Below are 16,016 nucleotides of genomic sequence, written 5' to 3'. Positions count from 1 at the left end.
ACAGAATATAACATGGGGATGAATTTTTGTCGATACTCAAAATTGATGTTATTAATATTAACATAAAGAAGCCCTCATCCGGTCTTCTTCTGCCGGATGAGGGCTTCCAATCGCTTTACGGAGCGTCCACTTTGCCGAGCGCCTTCTTGGCAGGGCCTTCGATGACATCTCCCTCGTAATTATACCGAGAACCGTGGCACGGACAGTCCCAGGTCCGCTCTGCGCCGTTCCATTCCACTTCGCAGCCCATATGAGTACAGGTCGTATCAACCAGGTGAAGTACGCCGTTCGGATCCCGGTACGCTCCGGCCCGTTTGCCTTTGATCCGCACAACAGCTCCCTCGTCATTGTCTATTTCATCCGTGTGCTTCTGGGCAAACTCCAGCTTTCCGGCAACCAGATGTTTCGCAACATCGGTATTTTGGGCAATGAACGTTTTGATGTCCGGATCCGCATGAAACCGGTGGGGATCGAACAGCTCGCGGTACGGACTGTCTTCGCCTGTAATCAGCTTTGTATTCAAAATAGCCGCAACCACGCTTGTCGTCATGCCCCACTTGCGGTAACCCGTTGCTACCAATATGTTCGGATGTCCCTGCAGCTCCTGTCCGATATAAGGCAGATTGTCCAAAGTGAACACGTCTTGCGCCGACCAGCGATAGGGAATGTTTTCGATACCGAACGTTTCCGATCCGAACTTCTCCAATGCCTCAAAATGCCGGAACGTACAAATTCCCTGGCCCGTTTTATGTCCTTCCCCGCTGAAGATCACCATAGGCTCCCCGTTGATGAGAACGGAACGCAGGGACCTCGCCGGTGACTCCGCATTGATATACATCCCTCCGGGATAGGGCTTGGAGGTTTTGGCGGCTAACGCATAGGAACGCTCCGTATGCAGCCTGGCAAAATAAAAGCCATTGCGATCATTGAACGGAAAATGTGAGGCAGATACTGCATACTTACAATGGACCTTGCGTCCGTTTTGTGTGGTAACCGTAGGGGATCCGCTTTTCTCTACACCGTTGACCGTTGTATTTTCGAAGATGTGGCCGTCGTTTTTAACGATATGCTTCACCAGGTGAGTCAGGAACGGGACCGGATTGAACTGGGCCTGCCGTTCCATAACTACAGCTCCTTTCACACTAAAAGGCAGCGGAGTGCTCTGCTCAAAACGCCCTTGAATGCCTAATTCGGAATAGGCATCCGCTTCCGCTTCCAATTTCCTTATGTAATTTTCGTCCTGCGTATACACATAGGCATCCTGTTCAAGGAACTGGCAGTCGATATTATGTTCCTGGATTGTATTTCTAATGAAATCAAGCGCTTCCTGATTAGCTTCATAATAATGCCGGGCTTTTTCCTTGCCGAAATGCGAGCGGTACTCATCATAGATAAGCCCGTGCTGGGCGGTGATTTTGGCTGTCGTATGCCCCGTGGTCCCATGAAGAATCCGGCCGGCATTCAGCACGGCTACTTTGAGGCCTTTTTGCGTGAGAAGATAAGCTGTTGTCAGTCCTGTGATCCCGGCTCCCACGATGGCGACATCCACTTCGAGGTCGGATGTCAATTCAGGAAATTCGGGGATTTCTTGTGAATCGAGCCAATAGGATTGCGGAAATTGAGGGAATGTTTCGATCGGGTCTGTTGACATGCAGAATCTCCTTTAATCACTTTTTTCCTAATATGCCCAAATCTTTAATTTCTTACTCGAAAATCCGTTTGTCGTAAAATGTTAAGGTATCGGCGCAAGAACTGACATACTTCGTAAACCGGAGTCCGTATAATCAGTTAAGGAATTACGAAACTACCAGGATGAAAAAGGGGTAATGGCATGCTAACAACGAACCTGAACTTTACTGCAAAAGGCATCTACGAAGCGGAAGTCAGCACTTTGGTAAAAGCGGACCACAGGAAACTGGCACTGATCCGGGCAAAAGAACTGCTTGCGGCACACCACTGGAACCAGGCGGAAGTGGGCTTTACCGATATGCAGGAGAGAAGGCATCTGTTGATGGTAAACCAAGTTGACTTTATGGAGTGGGAGCGGGCGGTGCAGACCGAAGAAGCCTCCATTTACCGAGTATACGGAAGGATGAAGCTCCAGGTGTTCACCCCGGTCGCCACCGGGTACCATGAAACTTATTTGAATCAATCCAGCCTCCGGCTGCCGAGGACGCTTCTGTCCGATAAACCCGTCTTTATTATAGAAACGTTGTCCCGTCCCGTGTTTGTTCAGGTAGAAGAAGACCGGCTTACCTGGAAGTCCGGTTTGAGAAGCGTCAGCAGCATTCATGCCTGATCCATAACACTTTTACAAAAATAACCCGGCTACCGTTGCTGACAGCACGCTGACCAGCGTTGCCCCGTACAGCAGCCTCAAGCCGAACCTTGCAACCACGTTTCCCTGGCTTTCATGGAGGCCTTTGACAGCACCGGCGATGATCCCGATCGAGGAGAAGTTCGCGAAAGAGACCAGAAAGACGGAGATGATTCCTACGGTTTTGGATGTCAGGTCTTTATGATCGGCCAAGTTGAGCATGGCTACAAATTCGTTAGACACCAGCTTCGTAGCCATAATGCTTCCTGCTTCGACCGCTTCCTTCCAAGGAATGCCCATAAGAAATGCGAACGGCGCGAATACATAACCGAGCAGTTCCTGGAACGTTATGCCGAAGGCCAAGTTGAACAATCCGTTAATCATCGCGATCAGGGCAACAAATCCGATCAGCATCGCGGCAACGATAACGGCAACTTTAAACCCGTCGAGAATGTATTCGCCCAACATCTCGAAGAAGGACTGGGTTTCATCGGCTTGAACCTCGAGAAGGTCCTCTTCGCTGCTAACCCGGTAAGGATTAATGACCGAAGCGATCATAAAGCCGCCGAACAGGTTCAGTACGAGGGCCGCAACTACGTATTTCGGCTGGATCATCGTCATATAAGCCCCAACGATCGACATGGATACGGTTGACATGGCTGACGCGCACAGCGTATACAGCCGGTGCCGCGGGAGGAAGCCGATCTGCTTCTTGACCGAGATGAAAACCTCGGACTGTCCCAGAACCGCAGAAGCAACCGCATTATAGGATTCCAGCCGGCCCATGCCGTTGACCTTACTGAGCACAAGCCCTATATATTGAATAATAAACGGCAGGATGCGGGTATATTGAAGAATCCCGATCAGGGCCGAGATGAACACAATAGGCAGAAGTACACCGATAAAGAAAGGGGACTGCCCTTCATTGGCAAGCCCGCCGAAAACAAAATTAATGCCTTCTGCCGCATACCCCAATAAATAAGAGAATGCGGTTGCGAACGAACCGATGACCGCTTCGCCAACACGCGTGTTCAGAAGTAAAAAGGCAAGGACCAGCTGGAGGGCAAGCATGACGACAAGAGGGCGGTACCGGATATCCTTCCGGTTATTGCTGGCGGAGTAGGCCAGAAGAAATACGGCAAGCAGGCCAACGAGGGCGATAAAGTAGGTCATGGAATCAATCTCCTGTAACGGCATAGTGAATTTAGGTTGTAATGTTCCCAAGTTTTACGGATATTACCACACGAATTCATATGGAACCGGAACAGGAGATTTTTGTATTCCCGGCGAATACAGTAGAACATTCAAATTATTTTACCAATGAAGGGTAGTCATCAAGTCTATGGAGTCCAGCAAGTGGAGGCATTTTCCCCGTATGGGGCTGCGTATGAATTATACGTCGTGGTTTAATTTCAGAACCGATTTCATTGCGGCTGTTACGTTCAGTTTATTTAATGTCGTGTTTAACCAGTTTTATGTTCCGATGGCGATTCAGCAAGGCGCTTCCAATATCCAGGTAGGGCTGCTCGCGGCGGCGCCGGCGATCGGGCTCTTGTTTTCACCGCTTTGGGCAGGCTGGATCGAGCGGACTACGCCCAAACCGTTTGTGATTGTGCCGAATCTGATCGGGAGGCTGCTGCTGGTATTGCCTGCTTTCTTCGGCGCACCATGGGTGTATGTAGCGACGGCGTTGTTATTTCATCTGCTGATGGGGATACAGGCTCCGGCCTATGCAGCTCTGATTACACGGATTTATCCGGCTGATCTGCGGGGGCGGCTGATGAGTTATGTCCGGATCGCCATGAGCGCGCTCATGATTCCGTTATCCTTTCTGGTGGGCATCTGGACCGACTTCGGCGGCCCGTCCGGGCCGCTGCTGGCTGCAGGGCTTACGGGAATGTTATCGATTCTCATCTTTACAAGATTGAAAGAAGACGAGCGGCCCGCGGCTCAGCCTGCAGTAACCAAGAGGTCTTCGTTAAAGGAGCAGTGGCAGGTGATCCGGCAGCACCCGGGTTTGGCCGTTTTCTTCACTGCAACGACTTTCGCCGGATTTGCGAATATTTTAGCCAACCCGTTATACCAAATTATTCAGGTAGAACGGCTCGGGTTAAGCAATGTGGAGATCGGATGGGCAAGGATGGCTTATTTCAGTTCCCTGCTGGTGTCCTATTTTGTAGTAGGCTGGGTCATTGACCGTTTCTCGCCGAAACATACCCTGGTTTACGGATTGGCGGCTTACACACTCATTCCTCTGCTCTATGGGGTGTTCTTTAATTACCCGGCCGTCATCATCGGAAGCGCAGTTCAGGGAGTCGGCGATGCGATCTGGGATATCGGCATATTGGCCTTTGTGTTCCGGATTGCGCCGGGCAGGGAAGCGGTCGTCTTCGGGCTTCATCTGATGCTGTTCGGTATCCGGGGCACCATCGGTCCGCTGATCAGCACGGGCTTGTCAGAGACCGTTCCTTTGGAGGCGTTATTGTTCGGGGCGTGTTTATGCGCACTGATCGGCACGGCACTATTTATGGCAGGCAGCAAGGACCGCACCGACACAAGGCAAATGAACGCGGGAGTATGAGGGCACGGACAGACCGGCGGAGGGAGGCTGCCGGTCCTTTTTTTTGCGAATCTAGCAATTCGTAGTATGATATAAGGACATCATAGACTGATAGAGGAGCCCCGGATGTTGTGAAAAAGTTACTTTACGCGCTGGCCGTCGCAGCAGTTCTTTTCCTATGGTTGTGGAAGGACAGCGAAAGGCTGCCATTTGACATACATATTGCTGAACCTCGCGTACAACCGGATATAACAGCGCTGCATCCCGTCTTAATTCAAAAGAAAAGCGAGCTCGTTCAGCTGGCCGAAGCGAAAGGGATCCGGATCGTCATCACGGACGGCTTCCGCAGTTTTGAGGAACAGGATGCGCTCTATGCCCAGGGCAGGTCCGCTGAGGGAGCGGTTGTTACTAAAGCCAGGGGCGGGGAATCCTATCATAATTACGGGCTTGCCCTGGATTTTGCATTGCGAACGAAAGACGGCGGAGTCACGTGGGAAATGAACACCGACGGCAACGGGAATGGAGCTAAGGACTGGATGGAAGTTGTCGGGATTGCCAAAAAGCTCGGTTTTGAATGGGGAGGGGACTGGCCCGAATTCAAGGACTATCCTCACTTGCAAATGACATTCGGTTACTCGATTGGCGAATTGCAGCGGGGCAAATACAGCGAATTGGTAAAGGCATCAAACGGCACGAATGCAGCCAGCGAGGGGTCCTGACGATAAATTGCGGGTTTTTTGGCTATGATGTAGGTGAACTAACACCATTCAGCCGGGAGGGTAAAGCTTGAAAGTGGAATTGGGACGGTGCCTGCTGAAAGAGCGCATACAGGCTTCAGGCATGAGTTTGGGACAGTTGGCCGGAGCACTTCAGCTGAAGCCTGAACGGCTTGAGGACTATATCGGCAATAAGAGAATCATGCCGTTGAAGGCGGCTGTGAACATCTCCCTGATTTTGGACTGCAGGGTAGAGGAATTGTATGAATTACATAACGGAGGATAGTAGGATGCAAAAAATAGAAGCGCACTACATTCAACAGCGTCTGCAGTCTTTACAGGACGAAACGCTGTATCTGCATCTCGAAATGACCACAGGGGCATATGCTTCCCATTTGGACAGTTCGAAACATCCGGCAGCGACGTTCATATCCAATGCACGGATTACGTATCACCATGCGGTGATTGCCGGTCAAGGACCGTTTCGCGTCGGTTTGAAGACCGATCATGGCTGGGTTTACTCCGAGGGGTTGACCCATTATGAAGAGACCGAAACGGAGAGGCTATTGCTTGCAGGCCATGACGGGCAGGGAAAACTAGTTGTCGCGCTGCAGTTGAGCCGTACGCCTTTTATATAAACAGAAGTGTTGGAGGTAGGTTGGAATGAGTCAAAACATATTGGTAATTTTACCGCACCCGGATGATGAAGCGTTCGGCCTGTCCGGCACGCTGGCCAAAGCGGTCCAGGAAGGAGCACATGTCACCTATGCCTGCTTGACCTTAGGTGAAATGGGAAGGAATATGGGCATTCCGCCGTTTGCCAACCGTGTAACCCTGCCCGAAATCCGCCGCCTTGAGCTGGAGGCATCCTGCCGCGCCATCGGCATTCAGGATTTACGAATGATGGGATTCCACGACAAAACGATCGAATTCGAACCCTACGACGTATTGGATACGGCCATCAGCGCACTGCTGGATGAGCTGAAACCTGATATCGTGTATACTTTTTATCCGGGCTACAGCGTTCACCCCGACCACGATGCCACGGGAGAAGCTGTTATTCGCACTATCGGCACCAGGCCGGCGGAAGGCAGACCTGCAGTATATTGCATGGCTTTTGCCAAAAACCTGGAGTCGGCCATCGGGAAGCCCGATGTGAGGGTAGATGTGAAACCTTTCTTAGCGAACAAGATGGAAGCGATCAAAGCCCACCGCTCCCAGTTTCAGGCCGTGGAGCTGCTGGGCAGCAACAAGCTGTCCAATGAAGAGATTCAGGAGCGCTTCGGGACGGAGAGATTTTGGACATACCGGTTTGAATAGGGAGTTTTTGGTTAAGCATATGGCCGCAGCACATAAGGGGCTGTCCCAAAGTCTCAATAAATGACTGAGGGGCGCCCCTTTTTCTCGATTTTGTAAACATCCTATTTATGAAAAACGGAGTTATAAAAAAGAGGCGTCCCTCGAGTAGATTTTATGCTACTTTAGGGACAGCCTCACAGAAAAGAAGACATTCCGACTGCTAATTTCGAGTCAAGTTCATATCAGCACGTTTGCATATGAATCAACCATTGGCTTGCTCTGCTTGCTTCAACTTTGGTTTCATAACGACTAACAAAGAAATAATGGCCGAGATCAACAACACTATCGCCATGAAGAAGAATGTGTCACGCAATGAGTCGAAATTGAATATTGCTCTAATGCTGTTCATCACGAGCGGAGAACTGAATTGGCCGATAAAGGTCAAACTGAACAGCAGCGACATGGCAGAGGTTACACGATCTAAGGATACGCTTTCCGAAGTCTTGTTTATCAATATCGGGAAGATCGTTCCATTAGCAAACCCGATAATGAAGACGCTCACGGCAATCATCCATATGGACTGTGCTTCGTGTAACAACAGATAGGATCCTGCAAAAATGAATAAAATAACAGGTACCAATGCCTTCTTTAACCACCGCTTAAGCGATGTAAGCATCATTCCTGAAATAAACACGGCAAACAGGGAAAGAGCGGTTACATAGCCCACTACTGATGAATCTCCAAATTGATTGTCTGTAATAAATAAAGCCAGATTGGTAGGTACTGTATAGTAGAGAATTAATAAACCTGCGCTGGCTAAACCATAAAGCAGGGTTTTCAAAGGCAACAGTCCTGCCTTTGCCGTATTCTTTACTTCCTCGGTTCTAACCGGTTTCGACCTCGGGATGTAAAGTACGATTAGAATAAGGATGATAAGGGCATAAGAATAAGTGAAGAATACACCTCTCCAACCAAGAGTTGCTAAGATTCCGCCTAGGGAAATGAACACCGCTCCGCCGATTCCGCTTACGGAGGAAATGTACCCATTAAACCTGAAACGATCATTTCCTTTAAAGTACTCGGCAACAATGGTATTTTGGACAGGTATGATCAATCCGATACCTAACCCGAGAATTGCCCGAAAAACAAGGATCCATGTTACATCATTCAAAAAGGCCGGTATGACTCCACCGATTAAATATAAGACGAGTCCAGTGATCAACAGATCTTTCTTGGCGAACCTTTTGGATAAAAAACCGACTATGGTTAAGGTTGGCAATATAAATAAGGATGATAACGTAACAATTAGCTGAATCAGTGTCAGACTTGTATCAGGAAACTCGACAACGAGAAGCTTGACAGCGGGTGCAGCCAGCATAGGAGCCAGGGTGGTCACCAGTGCCAAGGACAATAAAGTGATGATAAAACTCCGTTTCATAAACTAGCCTTCTTTCTACGGTATATCCTGAATTTTCCATATACTAATTATCTGCACATCGGGAATATGAGAAGGTTCTTGTCATTGGATTAGACAAGAACCTTATATCATACATGAAGATATGCTGCTGGAAGAGTGTTGTAAATGCAGCATTGCAAAAACATTACGGCCGTAAACCTCCAGAAACAAGAAGAACTTCTCCCGTTAACCACCTGGCGTCATCAGATGCAAGGAAAGTGGCAACGAGTCCAATATCCTCCGGCTGACCAATACGACCGAGCGGTGTACGATTGATAAGATCAATAATATAAGGGCTGCCCATTAAACCGTGTTTATGTCCTCCCTCAGTTTCAGTTCCGCCTGGATTTACTGAGTTAACTCGAATATTGCGAGGACCTAGTTCTTTAGAAAGTACTTTGGTAATCGTATCTACGGCACTTTTCGTCGAGCTGTAGACAACTTTTTCTGCTTCTATGATTTGTGTTGCTGTTGAGCCAATATTTACTATGCTGCCGCCATGATCGCCTAGACGACGTACGGCTTCCCCGATGACTAGCAGCGGGCCGGTAACGTTGATGTCGAATTGAAAGCGGATTTGCTCGATTGTTAAATCCTCCACCTTGCCAAATTCATAAACGCCTGCATTATTTACAATAACGTCAACCAGCCCAAAGTGTTTCTCGGCATAATCGAACATCGCGGCAATCTCATCAGATTTAGTTACATCTGCATGAACATGAATCGCCTGACCTCCGGCGGATTTGATATCATCTACTACCTTTTGGGCCTCTACTGGAGAGTTTAAATGGTTGACTACAATCTTCGCTCCTGCTTTTCCCATGGTCCGTGCAATTCCAGCACCGATTCCTTGTGAGGCACCTGTTACCAGAGCAACTTTACCTTTTAAGTCGTTCATGTTGTTATCACTCCGAATTATGAATTTGCACTTGATGGTCATGTGCATAATAAAACTATATAGTGACAAGAAATTTACTACAATCAGCAAAAAAATCGATTTTGTATGTTAACATGCAAACGGTTTGAGTTTGTTTATTAATAGAAGAAGGAGATGAGAAACTTGTCCGAAAAAATCATAAAAACAGATCGCCGTGTCAAAAGAAGCAGGATTGCTTTAAAAGAATCTTTGTTACATCTGATGTCAAAAAAACCTTTCCGCAACATATCCATAACGGAGATTGTTAATCATGCGAATTTTAATCGTGGAACCTTTTATTCAAATTTTGAAAGCCAAGAAGCATTACTTGATGAGATTATTAACGATTTAATTCAAGACTTAATCCAATCATTTCGTGCGCCGTATGAAAAAGCAGAAGTATTCCGTATTAACGAAATACCGGCAAATTCGGTCCTAATCGTTGAGCACGTTACAAAGAACGCCTCCGTCTATACCCTCTTGTTGAACAGCGACGTGCTTCCAGATATTAAGAATAAGATGTTTACATCTTTAAAACGTATATCGATGGAAGAGATCGTATATCCTGACGATGGAATCGACCATGAATTATTTACAATTTACAATCTTCATGCTGTATTAGGACTTGTTTTCCACTGGATAGAAAGTGGTTTTGAACATTCACCATCCTATATTCAAGATCAACTAATTAAGTTGGTGAGCAGGCGGCAGGCAGATGCCAAAATCTCTATTCATTGATTTGCTAAAACGGTATGCTGAAGCCCCCTGGAATTCGAGGGCTTTTCAAGGTGAAAATTTTCTGTCCTCAAGTGAGAAGAGAATGAAAAGTATACTTTAAGTAACCTGGTAACAAAAATGTGTCTACTTCTCTAAAATCATTCGTTACTCTATTATGTTTACGAATAAAGATTTACACATTCATTTGATTAGTGTGAATTCAGCATTCTATAAATACATTTGGAGGGTAACAACATGACAAATCATCAATCAGCACCAAATGAACGTAAAGCAATTGTGCACCGATATGCTGAGCGTGAATGGATCACTGTGTTTCCAGGAGAAGATGTGAGCATTCGTGTAAAGGGCGAAGATGTAAATGGAGAATATACGTTCCTTGATCTTGTTGAGGGTCCAGGAAAAGGAACATTCATACACTACCATGAAGAAGCGGATGAAATTATACACATTATTGAAGGAGTTGCCCATATCCATTTAGACGGCAAAGAATTCGATGCAGCAGCAGGTGATGTCATCGTCGCTCCACGAGGCGTGGCTCATGGTTTTGTCAATTTAACCGACTCAACATTGCGTATGTCGATCATGTACACACCTTCAGGTATTGAAAATATGTTCACAGATGTGATCGGGAAATCAAAAGAAGAAGTTGTTGAACTTGTGACAACAAAGTATAAAACTTTCATCGTAGGACCGCTTACTAATAACTAACAAATAGATTGATTTTCGGATAGGACGCTGCTTGGAGTAAAACGGCGCGGATACTCCATGTTTTGGGCTTGTAATCGGCGATAATGCTAAGCTATAGATTGCGTTGGTAAGCACATGCTGCAGCACACAACCCCGGTACCTTTCAGGTGCCGGGGTTGTTTTATAACATTTTGTTCGTATAACGGATACAATCCCCTGCAGGAAGCAAAATATGGTTAGAAGCTCACAAACCTAGGGTAAGTTAGCACATTAGCATTTAACATGACAAGCAGGCTGGACATGGCTGCATTTATCAAGACAATCTTTTAGGGAAGGAGATTGAACAAGATGGCAAACTCAACTGCATTATGGCGGGAGCCGAAACAGAGGAAGCTTCTGCTAAGCGCCGGACTCAGCTGGATGTTCGACGCGATGGATATCGGCATCGTTTCGTTTATCGCCGCGGCTTTAGCAGTGGACTGGAATTTGCAGGCTCAGCAGATCGGCCTGTTCACTGCCATTAACTCTGTTGGCATGGCTGTAGGCGCGGCGGTGGCCGGCTCCATGGCCGACCGTTACGGCCGCCGTGCCGTCCTGCTATGGACGCTTCTGATTTTCTCGGCAGCGAGCGGCTTGTCCGCACTAGTCACCGGCTTTGCCGTTCTATGCCTGCTCCGGTTTATTTCCGGATTTGGCTTGGGAGGTGAGCTGCCCGTGGCTTCCACCCTCGTGTCCGAATCCGTTCCGCCGCAGGATAGGGGGCGTGCCGTGGTCCTGCTGGAGAGCTTCTGGGCAGCGGGCTGGATCGTTGCTGCTTTGATCGCCTATTTTGTCATTCCCGTCTTCGGCTGGCGTGCCGCATTTGCCATTGGGGCTGTCCCCGCACTCTACGCTTTATATTTAAGGCGCGCTATCCAAGATCCGCCCAAATTTACAGGAAAGCGCAATCCAAAGCTGTCGTTCCGTGAAAGAGCTGCCTCTATATGGTCGCCTGCGTATCGGAAGTCAACCATCACGCTGTGGATCCTTTGGTTTACCGTTGTGTTTTCCTATTACGGGATGTTTTTATGGCTCCCTTCCGTCATGGTATTGAAAGGTTTTACTCTGGTCAAAAGCTTTCAGTATGTACTCATCATGACGCTGGCCCAGCTGCCGGGCTATTTTACCGCGGCTTATTTTATCGAGAAGCTTGGGCGAAAATTCGTGCTGGTGACCTACTTGCTGCTTACGGCGGTAAGCGCGCTGTGGTTCGGCAATGCGGACTCTCACGGGATGCTGATGGCAGCCGGAATTTGCCTGTCCTTTTTTAATCTCGGCGCCTGGGGAGGGATGTATGCCTATACCCCTGAGCTCTACCCGACTGAAGTCCGATCGACAGGTGTAGGGATGGCGGCTTCCTTCGGGCGGATCGGTGGCATCATCGGTCCATATTTGGTAGGATTGCTGGTAGCCGGGAACATTCCGGTAACCTCGATTTTCCTGATCTTTTTCATTGCCATAGTGATCGGGGCAATGGCAGTGCTCTTTTTTGCCAAAGAAACGAAAGGAACCGATCCGGACCAAACCGATCATCCCGCAGGAAATGAGACAGGGGCATTGGAGGCATAACAGCCGGTAAGGAGGAATAAAGATGAATGATTTTCCGGAAGATTACACGCTGGCGGAGTCCGTGTCCGGGCACTGGCACAAATTGGGCCTTGGGGTGAAAGCAGGCACGATGCTGATCACGATGTCCGAACAGCTTCTCCTTAGTGTACATATCAGCTCGAAAAGGCTGGATTTACTGCTTCAGGACGAAAAGGGCATTTTTCAATACGCGGGGGATTTGTCACTGGAAGGATTGGAGTATAACGGGAAACTTAACTTTCATAGCTGGGGGATCGAGCATATCCATCTCAATAATGAAAAACTGCTGCTCGACAATCCGCGGAATGATCTAACGAACGTTTATATTAAACTAAGCCTCAATAAGCGAAAAGAAACGGAAAGAGCACGATTGCATCCATAGAAGAACGGCGGCGCTGCAGCTAGACAGGAGTCGTCCCAGGCAAGGAAATAATTTTTCAGTTTCAAAGTGGTAAGCTGTGCTATGATTTGGGTAAAAATGAGGTGGAACCATTGGAACAATATCAGATGCTGATCGGCGTTGTCATAGAAAAATTAAATGAGACGTATCAGGACGTTGTGAAAAATAGGGAAGGGCTTCAGGGGATATTGAGCATGCATACGGAAGAAGAACGCGCCAACGCACCGGAACTGCTCACGATTTCCGAGTTACATCGTGCTTACGATGAGTTTGCAGACCTTCTGGAATCCAGGTTTCCCGGCTTAAAGTCACAGTAAATGCATATACTAACACCCGTGAAAGGGAGGTTATACCGCGTGACTGACAACCGAAGGACAATAAAAGAAACAGACGGCAATCCAAGATCGAAGCTGGAGGACCTGCAGCCTCATGAACGTCCCGGCTTCATCATCGGGGAAACCGAGCACACAAGGGCTAAGCAGCAGAAGCTGGAGGCGGAAGCGAAAAACAGGATCTAAAGGCTGTCTATTGCCGCCGGAAGGCTGCCGATGGCAGCCTTTTTTCCCCGTCCTCCTATTTTCTAACCGGTACAATTCTGTATACTAACATTATAGTAGAGTTCACGACTGGAGGAGCAGAGCATGCAGCAGCTGGATCATGTTAAACTTTTAGAACAAGCGTATGAGCATGCGCCTATAGCAATAGCGATCGTATCCCTTACCGGTTCTTGGATAAAAGTTAACCGGGCTCTCTGCGAGTTATTGGGATACAGGGAGGAAGAGCTGCTTCAAGAATCCTGCTTCAAGTTCATTCATCCTAAGGATGTGATGAAGGAAGAGAGGGAGTTGGAACAACTAAAGTCCGGAAACCTGGCGAAGTCCTCCGCGGAGATCCGCTGTCTGCATGCCGACGGCCGGATCATTTGGGCTGCGGTGCATATGTCGGCAGTAAAGAATCATGAGGGAGAACCTCTCCATTATATTTTTCATATGTGTGACATTACGGAACCGAAGGAGAGAGAGCAGCATCTGCTTGAGGTGGAAGCCATGTATCAAATGATTGTGGAAAACGCGGCAGATATGATCTCTTATATTACGCCGGACGGCATTGTCCGGTACTGTTCGCCCTCTATCGCGGATGTGCTTGGATACAATCCGGAGGATATTATAGGAACGATGAATTCCGATCTGTACCATCCTGACGATCTGGCCAAAGCGTTGGATTGCAGCTTGTCGGATCAAGCCAGGTTTACATACCGGGTACGGCATAAAGAAGGGTATTATAAGTGGATTGAAACCACCCTGAAACTGGTAAGAAACAGCCAAGGCGAGCTTGAACTTATTTTAGGTATCGGCAGGGATGTCACGGAACGCAAGAAGCATGAGGAAGGGCTTGCTGAAGCACAGCGGATCGCATTGCTCGGAAGCTGGGAGTGGGATGTAAAGGAAGGCACATTCACTGTCTCGGAGCAGGTGTATCACATTCTGAATATGGAAAAGCAGGAGGGGGCGCTAAACCCTGAGGACATCTTTTTGCAGTTTACGGAAAGCGACCGGATGAAGATTGCGGCTCAGATCCGCGAGGCTTATCTAGGCCGTTCTATCAGCCTGGAGCTCCGCAGCGGCAAACCGGACGGATCAACTGCGTTTTTGCATATTCGTGGAATTCCATCGATGGACGGGAATGGAAGCCCTTACAGGATCAGCGGGACCGTTCAGGATATTACCGAACGCAAAATCGTCGAGTTTAAGCTGCAAGAAACGATAGAGCGCTATACTTCGCTGAAGAAATACAATCATGACGCGGTGTTCTCTTTGGATTTGGAAGGGAACATTCTGAATGCCAATGACAAGGCGGAGAAATTAACGGGTGTCTGCATTAAAGACATGGTCGGAATGCATTTCTCCAAATTTACGGGAGTAGATCATCTTAAACGAATCCTGTCTGAATGCGGGTCCGATGATTTGTCAGAAAGGGTTACGGACCAGATTACGCACCGGGACGGCCATACGGCCGATATTCTTACGACGATTGCGCCGATCATCATTCATTCGGAATATGTAGGTTACTATATTATTGCCAAAGATATTACCGAACAGAAGAAGCTTATGGTAGCCAAAGAAGCGGCTGAACGGACGAATCAGGCCAAAAGCGACTTTTTGGCCATGATGAGCCATGAGATCCGCACGCCGATGAACGGTGTCATCGGGATGACGGACCTTCTGCTTCACACGACGGAACTCGATGAACAGCAGAAAGAATACGTAGAGATTATCAGTAAAAGCGGAAATACCTTGCTCAATCTGATCAATGATATTCTGGATTTTTCCAAAATTGAAGCCGGGAAAACAGAGCTGCATACCCAGCCGTTCGACCTGCATCAGCTGATTGCGGAGACTCTGGATGTGATGACGCCTCAGGCGATGGACAAGAAAGTCGACATGAAGGCGGAGATTGCCGGAGGGATACCTGCACGGCTGATCGGCGATCCGCAGAAATTGAAGCAGGTGCTGATCAATCTGCTTGGCAATGCCGTGAAATATACGGATAATGGAAGCATTCTGGTTACAGTTCAGCCTGCGGCCGGAACCGATCAGCCGCTTTCGCTCCAATTTACGGTGAAGGACACTGGAGTCGGGATTCCGGACTCGAAGCTGAACCGGCTGTTTGAACCTTTTTACCAATTGGATAACTTTATGACGCGCAAAACGGAAGGGACCGGCCTCGGACTTGCCATCAGCAAAAAGCTGGTGGAGCTGATGAACGGGGATATTTGGGTCGAAAGCGCGAGGGGGCCTGGGGCCACCTTTGTCTTTACCGCTTGTTTCCAGGCGGAAGAAGCGCCGGCGGTGGGACCGGAAGAAAACTCGCTTCAGCCGCTCGTTGACAGGAATCAAAGGCTCCGCATCCTGATTGCGGAAGATAATGAAATCAATCAGATCGTGCTGACGAAAATGCTGCAAAAAATGGGGCATGAGGTGACCGTGGCGGAGAACGGCGAGGAAGCTGTGAGCGCCGCTCTGGCAGCCAGGTTCGACCTGATATTTATGGATATCCAGATGCCGAAGATGGGCGGAGTGGAGGCGGCGAAAGCCATTAAGGACGCACTTCCGGTGGGAAGTTGTCCTTATATAGTTGCAGTTACCGCTAATGCGCTGAAAGGCGACAAGGAGAAGTATTTGGCAAGCGGGATGGACGAATATCTCAGCAAACCTGTGAAGAGCGACCGGATTGCTGAACTGATTCGCCAGTTTCAGCCGGTACGCGGGGCGGTATACATGGACCTTGGAACGGAGTAGGG

The 16,016-nt window shown here is 48.4% G+C and carries 17 protein-coding genes; 13 read left to right on the top strand and 4 right to left on the bottom strand.

Annotated features, from left to right (window positions below):
* Nucleotides 1-115: 115 nt before the first annotated feature.
* On the bottom strand, nt 116-1,651 hold the full coding sequence (locus tag ACFSUF_RS13200) for an FAD-dependent oxidoreductase (protein ID WP_377603379.1): 1,536 nt from the start codon (nt 1,649-1,651) through the stop codon (nt 116-118).
* A gap of 180 nt (nt 1,652-1,831) precedes the next feature.
* Here ACFSUF_RS13200 and ACFSUF_RS13195 point away from each other — a divergent pair, with 180 nt between their 5' ends.
* Entirely contained in the window at nt 1,832-2,299 is a 468-nt protein-coding gene (locus tag ACFSUF_RS13195; protein WP_377603378.1) for a hypothetical protein, read from the top strand.
* Nucleotides 2,300-2,311: 12 nt separating this feature from the next.
* On the opposite strand, the gene ACFSUF_RS13190 is transcribed toward ACFSUF_RS13195, so the two are convergent.
* Complete coding sequence (locus ACFSUF_RS13190; protein WP_377603377.1) at nt 2,312-3,490, bottom strand: NupC/NupG family nucleoside CNT transporter; 1,179 nt, start codon at nt 3,488-3,490, stop codon at nt 2,312-2,314.
* 214 nt (nt 3,491-3,704) lie between these two features.
* Between ACFSUF_RS13190 and ACFSUF_RS13185 the strand changes: the two genes are divergently transcribed.
* The 5 genes from ACFSUF_RS13185 to bshB2 all read left to right on the top strand — a co-directional run bounded on the left by ACFSUF_RS13185 (nt 3,705) and on the right by bshB2 (nt 6,913).
* A complete protein-coding gene (locus tag ACFSUF_RS13185; protein WP_377603376.1) occupies nt 3,705-4,898 on the top strand; it encodes an MFS transporter in 1,194 nt (397 codons plus the stop codon).
* A 110-nt stretch (nt 4,899-5,008) separates the two neighbouring features.
* Complete coding sequence (locus tag ACFSUF_RS13180) at nt 5,009-5,596, top strand: M15 family metallopeptidase (RefSeq protein ID WP_377603375.1); 588 nt, start codon at nt 5,009-5,011, stop codon at nt 5,594-5,596.
* Between the two features lie 67 nt (nt 5,597-5,663).
* Nucleotides 5,664-5,879 carry a helix-turn-helix domain-containing protein gene (locus tag ACFSUF_RS13175; RefSeq protein ID WP_377603374.1) on the top strand — a complete coding sequence of 72 codons (216 nt, stop codon included), beginning with the start codon at nt 5,664-5,666 and terminating at the stop codon, nt 5,877-5,879.
* A 4-nt stretch (nt 5,880-5,883) separates the two neighbouring features.
* Nucleotides 5,884-6,231, top strand: a complete 348-nt coding sequence (locus tag ACFSUF_RS13170; protein WP_377603373.1) for a YojF family protein — start codon at nt 5,884-5,886, stop codon at nt 6,229-6,231.
* A 25-nt stretch (nt 6,232-6,256) separates the two neighbouring features.
* Nucleotides 6,257-6,913: a bacillithiol biosynthesis deacetylase BshB2 gene (gene bshB2 / locus ACFSUF_RS13165; protein WP_377603372.1), complete on the top strand. Its 657-nt coding sequence runs from the start codon at nt 6,257-6,259 to the stop codon at nt 6,911-6,913.
* A gap of 241 nt (nt 6,914-7,154) precedes the next feature.
* Here bshB2 and ACFSUF_RS13160 read toward each other — a convergent pair whose 3' ends face one another.
* Entirely contained in the window at nt 7,155-8,330 is a 1,176-nt protein-coding gene (locus ACFSUF_RS13160; protein ID WP_377603371.1) for an MFS transporter, read from the bottom strand.
* 163 nt (nt 8,331-8,493) lie between these two features.
* A complete protein-coding gene (locus ACFSUF_RS13155; RefSeq protein WP_377603370.1) occupies nt 8,494-9,246 on the bottom strand; it encodes an SDR family NAD(P)-dependent oxidoreductase in 753 nt (250 codons plus the stop codon).
* A 162-nt stretch (nt 9,247-9,408) separates the two neighbouring features.
* Here ACFSUF_RS13155 and ACFSUF_RS13150 point away from each other — a divergent pair, with 162 nt between their 5' ends.
* The 7 genes from ACFSUF_RS13150 (at nt 9,409) to ACFSUF_RS13120 (ending at nt 16,014) form a co-directional block, all read left to right on the top strand.
* Nucleotides 9,409-10,002: a TetR/AcrR family transcriptional regulator gene (locus ACFSUF_RS13150; RefSeq protein WP_377603369.1), complete on the top strand. Its 594-nt coding sequence runs from the start codon at nt 9,409-9,411 to the stop codon at nt 10,000-10,002.
* 234 nt (nt 10,003-10,236) lie between these two features.
* Nucleotides 10,237-10,710 (top strand): cupin domain-containing protein, encoded by a 474-nt coding sequence (locus ACFSUF_RS13145; RefSeq protein ID WP_377603368.1) that lies wholly within the window; start codon nt 10,237-10,239, stop codon nt 10,708-10,710.
* Between the two features lie 327 nt (nt 10,711-11,037).
* A complete protein-coding gene (locus ACFSUF_RS13140; protein ID WP_377603367.1) occupies nt 11,038-12,297 on the top strand; it encodes an MFS transporter in 1,260 nt (419 codons plus the stop codon).
* Nucleotides 12,298-12,319: 22 nt separating this feature from the next.
* Nucleotides 12,320-12,697 carry a hypothetical protein gene (locus ACFSUF_RS13135; RefSeq protein WP_377603366.1) on the top strand — a complete coding sequence of 126 codons (378 nt, stop codon included), beginning with the start codon at nt 12,320-12,322 and terminating at the stop codon, nt 12,695-12,697.
* Between the two features lie 110 nt (nt 12,698-12,807).
* On the top strand, nt 12,808-13,032 hold the full coding sequence (locus tag ACFSUF_RS13130; protein ID WP_377603365.1) for a hypothetical protein: 225 nt from the start codon (nt 12,808-12,810) through the stop codon (nt 13,030-13,032).
* A gap of 39 nt (nt 13,033-13,071) precedes the next feature.
* Nucleotides 13,072-13,233 carry a hypothetical protein gene (locus tag ACFSUF_RS13125; RefSeq protein ID WP_377603364.1) on the top strand — a complete coding sequence of 54 codons (162 nt, stop codon included), beginning with the start codon at nt 13,072-13,074 and terminating at the stop codon, nt 13,231-13,233.
* Between the two features lie 123 nt (nt 13,234-13,356).
* Nucleotides 13,357-16,014, top strand: a complete 2,658-nt coding sequence (locus ACFSUF_RS13120; protein WP_377603363.1) for a PAS domain S-box protein — start codon at nt 13,357-13,359, stop codon at nt 16,012-16,014.
* Nucleotides 16,015-16,016 lie beyond the last annotated feature (2 nt).

Source organism: Paenibacillus gansuensis (genome assembly GCF_042684925.1).
Classification (GTDB): Bacteria; Bacillota; Bacilli; order Paenibacillales; family DY6; genus Paenibacillus_N; species Paenibacillus_N gansuensis.
The sequence above is the reverse complement of the archived record's forward strand: the minus strand, read 5'-3'. Positions and strand labels throughout refer to the sequence as shown.